This is a genomic window from Methylobacterium sp. WL8 (genome assembly GCF_008040045.1).
GTDB classification, from domain to species: Bacteria; Pseudomonadota; Alphaproteobacteria; order Rhizobiales; family Beijerinckiaceae; genus Methylobacterium; species Methylobacterium cerastii.
In genome coordinates this window covers 1-9,418 of record NZ_VRVF01000113.1, presented here as the reverse complement: position 1 = coordinate 9,418, position 9,418 = coordinate 1, and the positions used below count along the sequence as shown (strand labels likewise).

General features: G+C 69.9%; 8 protein-coding genes and 1 pseudogene. 5 read left to right on the top strand and 4 right to left on the bottom strand.

Annotated features, from left to right (window positions below; genetic code table 11):
- Window positions 1–972: deaminase (locus FV234_RS24160; protein ID WP_246686298.1), on the top strand; the 972-nt coding region annotated here is incomplete at its 5' end.
- Here the strand turns inward: FV234_RS24160 and FV234_RS24155 are convergent.
- The 3 genes and pseudogenes from FV234_RS24155 to FV234_RS24145 form a co-directional block, all read right to left on the bottom strand.
- Window positions 926–1,231, bottom strand: a pseudogene (locus tag FV234_RS24155) (transposase); the annotation flags it as partial. The gene FV234_RS24160 and the pseudogene FV234_RS24155 overlap by 47 nt on opposite strands.
- Before the next feature lie 265 nt (window positions 1,232–1,496).
- Complete coding sequence (locus FV234_RS24150) at window positions 1,497–2,735, bottom strand: ABC transporter substrate-binding protein (RefSeq protein ID WP_147765212.1); 1,239 nt, start codon at window positions 2,733–2,735, stop codon at window positions 1,497–1,499.
- A 137-nt stretch (window positions 2,736–2,872) separates the two neighbouring features.
- A complete protein-coding gene (locus tag FV234_RS24145; RefSeq protein WP_147765211.1) occupies window positions 2,873–4,216 on the bottom strand; it encodes an Nramp family divalent metal transporter in 1,344 nt (447 codons plus the stop codon).
- Between the two features lie 248 nt (window positions 4,217–4,464).
- Between FV234_RS24145 and mntR the strand changes: the two genes are divergently transcribed.
- Entirely contained in the window at window positions 4,465–4,917 is a 453-nt protein-coding gene (gene mntR, locus FV234_RS24140) for a manganese-binding transcriptional regulator MntR (protein ID WP_147754042.1), read from the top strand.
- A gap of 117 nt (window positions 4,918–5,034) precedes the next feature.
- Here the strand turns inward: mntR and FV234_RS24135 are convergent, their stop codons facing one another.
- Complete coding sequence (locus tag FV234_RS24135; protein ID WP_147765210.1) at window positions 5,035–5,478, bottom strand: DUF488 domain-containing protein; 444 nt, start codon at window positions 5,476–5,478, stop codon at window positions 5,035–5,037.
- A 253-nt stretch (window positions 5,479–5,731) separates the two neighbouring features.
- On the opposite strand from FV234_RS24135, the gene FV234_RS24130 reads away from it, so the two are divergent.
- The 3 genes from FV234_RS24130 to FV234_RS24120 all read left to right on the top strand — a co-directional run.
- Window positions 5,732–6,556, top strand: coding sequence for a glycoside hydrolase family 25 protein (locus tag FV234_RS24130; RefSeq protein WP_238271567.1), 825 nt, complete (start codon window positions 5,732–5,734; stop codon window positions 6,554–6,556).
- Window positions 6,557–6,734: 178 nt separating this feature from the next.
- Window positions 6,735–7,532 (top strand): Crp/Fnr family transcriptional regulator, encoded by a 798-nt coding sequence (locus tag FV234_RS24125; protein ID WP_147765209.1) that lies wholly within the window; start codon window positions 6,735–6,737, stop codon window positions 7,530–7,532.
- Window positions 7,519–9,418, top strand: a 1,900-nt coding sequence (locus tag FV234_RS24120; protein WP_147832153.1) for a PAS domain-containing protein, incomplete at its 3' end; no start/stop codon positions are given. The genes FV234_RS24125 and FV234_RS24120, both read left to right, overlap by 14 nt.

Genomic DNA, 9,418 nt, shown 5'->3' with positions numbered 1-9,418 from the left:
GTGCTGGCGGACCGGAACCAGGACCCGCTCACGATCCGGCGTCCGACACTGGGTGCGAGACATCATGCGCCTCCCCGTAGACGCCCCCGCACCCTCAACGCTCAAACAGCCAATTCTGCCGTCCTAGTTTTTTTAGCCAATGGGGAGGTGCAGACCCTAGGCTGCAATGAGGTTCCGAAAGCAAACGGCGGAACCTATTGGAGTTCTGACGCCGACGACGCTCGAGACTACACGCTTGAAGGCGATGAAAATGAGCGTATCAAGCGGGCTATACTTGCCGATACTGTCAGACGCCTTGCGTTGTCCGGTTTTATATCAGATCAATCTCAGGTGGACGAACTGGTTTCGAAAGTAATAGCGGAATCTAGCAAGAAAGATAGCCCACTAAAGGGTTCACAATTAATGGATCTACTGGAATTTGGTCGAATAATCCATGCTGAAATGTCTGCTATATCAGACGCCGCAAGGCTTGGAATACCAATTAAGGGGTCAATATTATATTGCACTACTTTTCCATGCCATATGTGCTCAAAACATATCGTAGCTGCGGGCATTGGTAGAGTGCTTTACATTGAGCCATACCCGAAAAGCTATGCGGAGCAACTGCAACAAGATTCGCTATATGTAGGAACGGGCGCTAACAAAACTCAAAAGGTTCAGTTTTCTCCTTTCATTGGTATCTCCCCTTTGCGCTTCCGAGACCTGTTTGAGAGGGGTAAGCGCAAAGACGACAAAGGATTTTTCAGCGACTGGATGGAAGGAAAGCCAAAGCCGCTTGTCGATTACACAATAGCAATTTACCTTAATAGTGAGGAAGAAAAAAGAAAACTTATAAAAGAAATATTGGCAGAATTGCTTAGGAAGGGAGAGATCCTGGAGTTTTCAGATCACGATGTAAGTCAGCAGGTTGAAGCCGCGCAGCAGCTTACCGTTGCCAGTAGCCCTTCCACTGACGCCACACCGGATGCGTGAGGGCGGCGATCGTTGCCTCAGGTACTGGACGCCGTTTCTGACGCGTCGGTGATCCTCGCGCCAAGCCATCTCACCAGCATAGGCACCGAGGTAAGCGCCGCTGACGCGGTGGTGAACGCCCATCTCGTCGCGGTCGAAGGCGGGCGAAGAACGACTCCGCCTGATTGGTGCAGGCGTCTCTCTCGGAATAGCTCTGGCTGCGATGGATGCGCTTCGTGAGGAAGCGGTCGTGAAGGCGATCCCAGCCGGCGGCCTCCTCATCGCGCATGGCATCTTGACGAAGCGCGCGGTCATCCAAGGCAAACCCGTCATTCCGGGGCACCGCAGGCGAGCCCAGAATCCAGACTCGCAGGTCGCACTTCAGCGAGCACGGTCGGCGGATCTGGATTGCACACCTTCGGCGCGGCCCTCCGGGTCCGGGCTCTGCTTCGCAGCCCCGGAATGACGGTGGAGAATTGTAAGGCGCCTTCGTGAGCCGTTCCGGCCTCATGCGAAGGAATCGTCAGTCCCGTTCGATCCGTCGCTCACCCCTTCACCAGCGGGCAGCCGCCCTCGTTCAGCGGGCGGAAGACGTCCTTGCCGGGGTTGACCGCCAGGATGTTGTAGAGGTCCCACTCGCCCTTGGATTGGGCGGGTGTCTTGACCTCGAACAGGTACATGTCGTGGATCTTGCGCCCGTCGGCGCGGATCGTGCCCTTGCCGAACAGCGGGTCGTCGGTCGGCATCTCCTTCATTTTTGCGACGACGGCCGCGCCGTCCTTCGCCGAATGGAGCGCGGCCACCGCCTTGAGGTAGTGCAGGAAGCCGCCGTAGACGCCGGCCTGGTAGGCGGTGGGCTTGCGGCCGCCGTCGCGCTTGGCGAAGCGCTCGGAGAAGGCGCGGGTCTGGTCGTCCAGGTCCCAGTAGAACGCCTCCGTCAGGGTCAGCCCCTGGGCGATCGTGGTCCCGAGCGCGTGGATGTCGGTCGAGGAGATCAGCAGGGCGGCCAGCGCCTGCCCGCTCTCGCGGATGCCGAACTCGTGCGCCTGCTTGATCGCGTTGGCGGCGTCGCCCCCGGCGTTGGCGAGCCCGATCACCTTGGCGCCCGACCCCTGCGCCTGGATCAGGAACGACGAGAAGTCGGCGGTCGGGAACGGCGTCTTCACGGTGCCGAGCACCGTGCCGCCGTTCTTGAGCACCACCGCGCGGGTGTCGCGCTCCAGCGCGAGGCCGAAGGCGTAGTCGGCGGCGAGGAAGAACCAGGTGTCGCCGCCGCGCTTCAGCATCGCCTTGCCGTTGCTGGTGGCGAGCGCCACCGTGTCGTAGGTCCAGTGCACGGTGTTGGGGGTGCATTGCGCACCGGTGAGGTCCGGCGTGCCGCCGCCGGAATTCACGAACACCTTGTTCTTCTCGCGGGTGATCGCGTTGACGGCGAGCGCCACCGAGGAGGTCGGCACGTCGAACACCGCGTCGACCTCGTCGCGGTCGTACCATTGCCGGGTCAGCGCCGCGCCGATGTCGGGCTTGTTCTGGTGGTCGGCGGAGACGATCTCGACCGAGAGCCCGTGCTCGGCCGGCTTGAAGTCCTCCAGGGCGAGCCGCGCGGCGATCACCGCGCCCTCGCCGGTGGAATCGGAATAGACGCCCGAGCGGTCGTTGAGCACGCCGATCTTGACGGGGGCGAGGTCGGCCTGGGCGAGATTCTGTGGGGCGGCCTTGTCCTGGGCGAGCGCGGCGTGCGCGCCGGTCAGGCACGCGGCCGCGATGACGAGGTGACGGATCATGGCGTCTCTCCCGGGGACGCCGTCGGCGGCGTTCATCGCCGCTCGATCCTCGCGTCCGGACGCCATTGAGCGCGAAAGCGGGCCCGGTGTCAGCCTCCCGGCATGCCGGATCGGGCCGGCTGTAACGGGAGCCCGGATCAGCCGGCCGCCAACCCCGGGATCGGCAGGCCGAAGGCCTGCGCCAGCAGGACCGCGTTGAGGCAGAGCACGAGGGCCGCGCCGGCCAAAGCGGCGACCTGCGTCGCCCGGCCGTTGGCGAAGGCGCCCATCAGGTCGCGGCGCCGGGTGAACAGCACGAGCGCGACCATCGGCACCGGCAGCGCCAGGGACAGCACCACCTGCGACAGCACCAGCGCGCGGGTCGGGTCGACGCCGATCCCGATCACCACGAAGGCCGGCACCATGGTCGCCAGCCGCCGCACGACCAGCGGCACGCGCCAGCCGAGGAAGCCCTGCATCACCATCTGCCCGGCCATCGTGCCGACCACCGAGGACGACACGCCCGACGCGATCAGCGAGACCAGGAACGCGCCCGCCGCCGCAGGACCCAGCAGCGGCGTCAGCGTCTTGTAGGCCTGGTCGATCTCGGCGACCTCGCTGTGGCCGAGGTGGAAGGCGGCCGCCGCCATGATCACCATGGCGATGTTGACGAGGCCCGCGAGCGCCAGCGCCACCACCACCTCGCGGTTCGAGTAGCGCAGGAGCACGCGCCGGTCGGCGTCGTCGCGGACCCCGCCGCGCCCCTGCGTCAGCCCCGAATGCAGGAACAGCGCGTGCGGCATCACCGTCGCGCCGATGATGCCGACCGCGATGGTCAGCGCCTCGGCGTCCGGGATCCGCGGCGTCGTCAGGCCCCTGGCCGCGTCGGCCCAGGCGACCGGGGCGACGAACAGCTCGATCGCGTAGCAGAGGCCGATGGTGGCCACCATCGTGCCGATGACGATCTCCATCCAGCGAAACCCCCCGCGCTCCAGCAGCAGGATCGCGTAGGTGACGATTGCCGTGACCACCATGCCGGCGAACAGCGGCATGCCGGTGAGCAGCGACAGCCCGATCGCGCCGCCGAGGAACTCGGCGAGGTCGGTGGCCATCGCGGCGAGCTCGCTCACCGCCCACATCGCGAGGCGCACGGGCTTGCGGAACTCCGCGCGGCAGAGCTCGGCGAGGTTTTGGCCCGTGACGATGCCGAGCTTGGCCGAGAGCGCCTGGAACAGCATCGCCACGAGGTTGGCGGCCAGCACCACCCAGAGCAGGCGGTAGCCGTACTTGGCGCCGGCCTGGATGTTCGTCGCGAAGTTGCCGGGGTCCATGTAGGCGATCGAGGCCATCACGGCGGGCCCCGTGAACAGCAGGAACCGCCCGCGCCCGACGGCCCGCCCGTCGAGCACGTCGCGGATGCCCTGCTCGGTGCGCCGGCTCAGGTTTTCGCGCTGCGGCGCGATCCGGCGGCCGGCCGGCGTCTCCGCGAGGGGTTGGTCCATGGACGTCGCCGCGCTTCCGCACGGCCCCGTGCCGCGCCTTGTATAGCATGAGCTATAAAGATGCGCCCGGGCTCAAGGTCAAGGGCGATTCTTGCGCCGCGCCGGGGCTCGCCTTCCGCCGCGCTTTTGCTAAACAGGGGCCTCGCGCCGCAGCCGACCGGCTTCCCGGTGTGTCCGCAGGGATCGCGCGCAAGGACGCCGCAGGGCGTCCGCCCACGCGACCTGCTCGAGGGGAGAGAGCCGGCACCATGCAGGATCCGCCACGATCCGAGCCCGCGCTCATCGATCCGGAGGTCCACGTCGAGAGCTTCCGGCAGGCCCGCGAGGCCCGGCGCTCCGAGCTCGTCGAGGACTACGTGGAGTTGATCGCCGACCTGATCGGCGACGGCGGCGAGGCGCGCCAGGTCGACATCGCCGCCCGCCTCGGCGTGGCGCAGCCGACCGTCGCCAAGATGCTGAAGCGGCTGGCCGAGGACGGGCTGGTGCAGCAGCGCCCCTATCGCGGGGTGTTCCTCACAGAGGCCGGCCGGGCGCTCGCCAGCCAGGCGCGCGAGCGCCATCGCATCGTCGAACGCTTCCTGTGCGCGCTCGGCGTCAGCCCCGAGACCGCGCGCCGCGACGCCGAAGGCATCGAGCACCACGTCAGCGGCGAGACCCTGGAGGCGTTCCGGCGCTTCAGCGAAGGCCGGCCCGACGCGTGACGGTCGTTGCCTTCGACCGGGGTCGAAGGCGTCCGCCGCACGGGCGGCGGCGCGCGTTCGCGCTTGCGGACGGCCTCCGGCCGTCCGGACGGGCTTCGTCGTGGGGTTCGAGGCCGGTCACCCGAACAGGTCGACGGTGGTGAAGCCGCGGTCTTCCAGGCGTTCGGCGAGCACGCGCCGGTGGCAACGCTCCGGGTCGCGCTCGAAGCAGAGCAGGCAGGTCGGCGCGGCCTCGGCCATCCGGGCGAGCTCGTCCAACGCCAGCCCGCCGTCGGCGGTGTCGAGCACCGCCTCGCAGTAGATTTGGCGCATGAGCGTCGCGTCGTGGGCGCGGGCGGCCTCGCGGCCGGCCTTCGGCGTGCCGAGGCTGCGCAGGTGGGCGTAGGCGAGGCCCGCCTCCTCGATCCCGGCCTTGAGCGCGCCCTTCGAGAACCCGCGCTTGCGCGAGTTGGCCACCGCCCGCACGTCCGCGAGCAGGCCGCATCCGGCGTCGCGCAGCGCCCCGGTCAGGCGCTCCGGGTCGAGGCCTTCGTATCCTATGGTGAACAGAACCTTACCCAACCCGAGCCCTCCGAAGAAGCGAGGCGGCGGCGTGACTTAACCGAACCGGCGCGCGGCGCGCGGACGCCGTCCACGCGGTCATGTGTCTCGGCCGACACGGGTTCCGGAATTCCGCCGCATTGACGGCAAAAGTCTGTTAACCGCCCCGGGGTCATCGAATACCTCTGTTGTGGCGCTTCACCAGATGGCGGGCCGGGCATCGATGTCGCTGAGGAATGCTCGACCCGTGGATCTCGCTCCGACCTCGGCCGGCCTGCGCGCCCTCGCCAAGTCCACCTTCGCCAAACGCATCCTCGCGGCGACGCTGCTGGCGAGCCTCGCGGCGTGCGCGGCCAACAACGACTTCTACCCGACGAACGGCGACGCGAAGCCCCATCCGGGCGTCGCGCGGGCCAAGAGCCATCCGATCCAGGGCATCGACATCTCGAAGTGGCAGGGCAACGTCGACTGGGCCTCGGTCCGCGCCGCCGGCACCCAGTTCGCCTTCATCAAGGCGACGGAGGGCGGCGACCACGTCGACGACCGCTTCCGCGCCAACTGGGACGCGGCCGGCCAGGCGGGCGTGCCCCGCGGGGCCTACCACTTCGTGTTCTGGTGCCGCTCGGCCAAGGAGCAGATGGACTGGTTCAAGAAGAACGTCCCCAACGATCCGACCGCCCTGCCCCCGGTGCTGGACGTGGAGTGGAACGGCCACTCGCAGACCTGCCCCAAGAAGCTGCCCAAGGCGCAGGCCCTGGCGATGACGACGTACATGCTCGAGGAGATGGAGCGGTACACCGGCAAGCGGCCGATCATCTACACCGACATCACCTTCCACAAGGACGTGCTCGAGGGCGAGCTGCCCGACTATCCGCACTGGCTGCGCTCGACCGCCGCCGAGCCCGAGCAGCGCTTCGCCAACCGCAAGTGGATGCTGTGGCAGTTCACCTCGACCGGCCGCGTGCCGGGGGTGCGCGGCGACGTCGACCGCAACGCCTTCTACGGTACGCCGGCCGAGTGGGCCTCGTTCCTCTCGACCGATTGCGACCCGCGCGAGCACGGGCGCCTCGCCCAGCAGGGCCTCTGCACCGGCAAGTAGTCCTCCCGTCCGCGCTTGCGCGGACGGGTCGCCGGGTCCGCGGCGCGTGCGCGGCGGAAAACCCGCGCGCCGACGCTGAAAAATCATCGAATTCGTGCATGTTCTGTCAACTAATGGACGGACCGGACCGTCGCATGTCCTGTAGGTTGTGACGTTCCAACTCCTACCGTCGAATCGCATGCCGGCCGCGTCCTCTTCCCCGTTCGACGGAAATCGCCTGCTCCAGGACCTGCAGGACGCCGACCGCGCCCTGCTGGCGCCGCATCTCGAACCGACCACCTACGCCAAGGGCGACGTGATCTTCGCCGCCGGCACCGAGGTCGGCGCGATCACCTTCCCCTGCCGGCAGACGGTGGTGACCCTGCTGATCGCGATGCAGGACGGCCGCAGCGCCGAGACCGCCACGATCGGTTGCGAGGGCGCCGTCGGCGGCGTGGTCAGCGACGGCCGGGTGCCCGCCTCCACCAGCGCCGTGGTGCAGATCGGCGGGCCGGCCCTGCGCCTCGACGCGGCGCACCTGCAGGAGGCCAAGCGCCGCTCGGCCACCCTGCGCGCCCTGTTCACCCGCTACTCGGACTGCCTGCTCGCGCAGGTGCTGCAATCGGTGGCCTGCAACGCCCTGCACCCGATCGAGGCGCGCTGCCTGCGCTGGCTGCTGACCCTCCAGGACCGGATCGCGGGCGACGTGCTGCCCGTGACCCACGAGCAGCTCGCGGCGATGCTCGGGGTCCAGCGCACCTATCTCACCCGCATCCTCAGCACCCTGCAGGCGCAAGGTCTGCTCCGCGTCGGGCGCGGCCGCATCACCGTCCTCGACCGGGCCGCGATGGTGGACGCCGCCTGCGAGTGCCACGGCGCCGTCCACCGCCACTACGACACCGTCCTCGGCGCGGGCCACGCCGTCGCAGGACCTTCGGAGCGCGCGGCCCAGCCCGGCCGCGACGGGATCGCAGCGAGGCGCGATGCCGCCCGGTGACGCCCGCCCGGACCGGGTCGCGCTGGTGTCGGCCCACGCCGCCGCGCCGCCGGCCGAGACCGGGTTCGACGACACCGTGCTGCTCGCGCGCGAACTGCTCGGCGCGCCGGCCGCGTTCCTCGCCCTCGCCGACGGCGCGGGCCTGCAGGTGGCGGCGCAGCTCGGGATCGCCGCGCCCGGCGGCCGGGCCCCGGCGCGCCTGATCGAACGGGGCGGGCTCTGCCAGGAGCACGTCGAGCAAGGCGAATCCGGCATCCTGTCCGACCTCGGAGGCGCCGGCCCCCGCCCGTTCCGCTTCCTCGCGGCGCTCCGCCTCGAATCGCGCGCGGGCGTGCCGCTCGGGACGCTCTGCGTGCTCGACGACGCCCCGCGCGCCGGCCTCACCCCGGGGCAGGAGGCGGGCTTGCACGCGCTCGGGCGCCGCACGGTCGGCCTGCTGGAGGCCCGCGCCGCCCTCGACCGGCGCGAGGCGCGCCTCGCCCGGCAGCGCCAGGCGTTGGAGGCCAGCGCCTCCACCACCGTTCGCCTCGGCGAGAGCGCCCTGCTGATGCGGCTCGCCGTCGAGGCGACCGGGATCGGGATCTGGGACTACGACCCGGTGGCCGACCACCTCGATTGCGACGTCGCCGCCCGCCGGCTGCTTGGGATCGGCGCGGCGCAGCCGGCGAGCCTCGCCCGGAGCTTCCTGCGCACGATCCACGCGGACGACCGGGCGCGGGCGGCGGCCGACCTGCGCGCCTCCCTCGACCCCGCCGGCGACGGGCGCTTCGGCGGCGACTACCGCCTGGCGCGGGACGACGGCGCGGCGCGCTGGGTCGCGATCTGCGGCCGTCCGGTGCTCGCGGGCGGCCGCGCCAACCGGATCGTCGGCAGCGTCCGGGACGTGACGGCGCGCAAGGCCGCCGCCCTCGCCTCGGAGGCGGTGCGCGAGCGCTACCGCCTGATCGCCCGCGCGACCAGCGACGCGATCCGCGACTGGGACCTCGTCGCCGACGCCGTCACCTGGAACGAGGCGCTGCAGACCGCCTACGGCTGGGACCCCGCGGGCGCGGCCGCCACGGGGGCGTGGTGGCTGGCGCAGGTCCACCCGGCCGACCGCGACCGGGTCGAGGCGGCGCTCGTCGCCGCGATCCGCGGCGGGGGCGACGCCTGGAGCCTCGAATACCGCTTCCTGCGCGCCGACGGCCGCCACGCCGAGGTGCTCGACCGCGGCTACGTGATCCGTGCGCCGGACGGCACGCCCCTGCGCATGGTCGGCGCGATGCTCGACCTGACCGAGCGCAACCGGGTCGCCGCCGACTTCCGCGCGATCTTCGAGGGCGCCAACGTCGGCATCGTCCAGATCGACCCGCACACCCTGGAGGCGCTGAGCGTCAACGCGAAGCTCTGCGCCATCTGGGGCGCGCCGGCCGCCGCCATCGTCGGCCGGTCGGTCGCCCGCTGGACCCCGCCGGAGGACGCGACCGAGCGCGACGCGCTGCACCGCCGCCTCGCCGCCGGCGAGGTCATGCGCGAGACCCTGGAGAAGCGCTACCGCCGCGCCGACGGCCGCATCATCTGGGGCCGGGTCAACCTCGTGTCGCAGGCGCTCGGCGACCGGCTGCAGATCACGGCGATGATCGAGGACATCACCCTGGAGCGCACCACCGAGGCGCGGCACCGCGCGCTGATCGCGCTCGGCGACGCCCTGCGCGACGCCTCCGGCCGCAGCGAGGCGATCGCCGCCGCCGCCGCGATCCTCGGCGCGACCCTGGGGGCGATGCGCGCCGGCTACGGCGACGTCGACGTCGCGGCCGGCCTGTTCCGGGTCGAGTCCGCCTGGACCGCGCCCGGCATCCGCCAAGCCAAGACCCTTCCGCCCGGCCCCCTTCCGCTTGGCCCCCTTC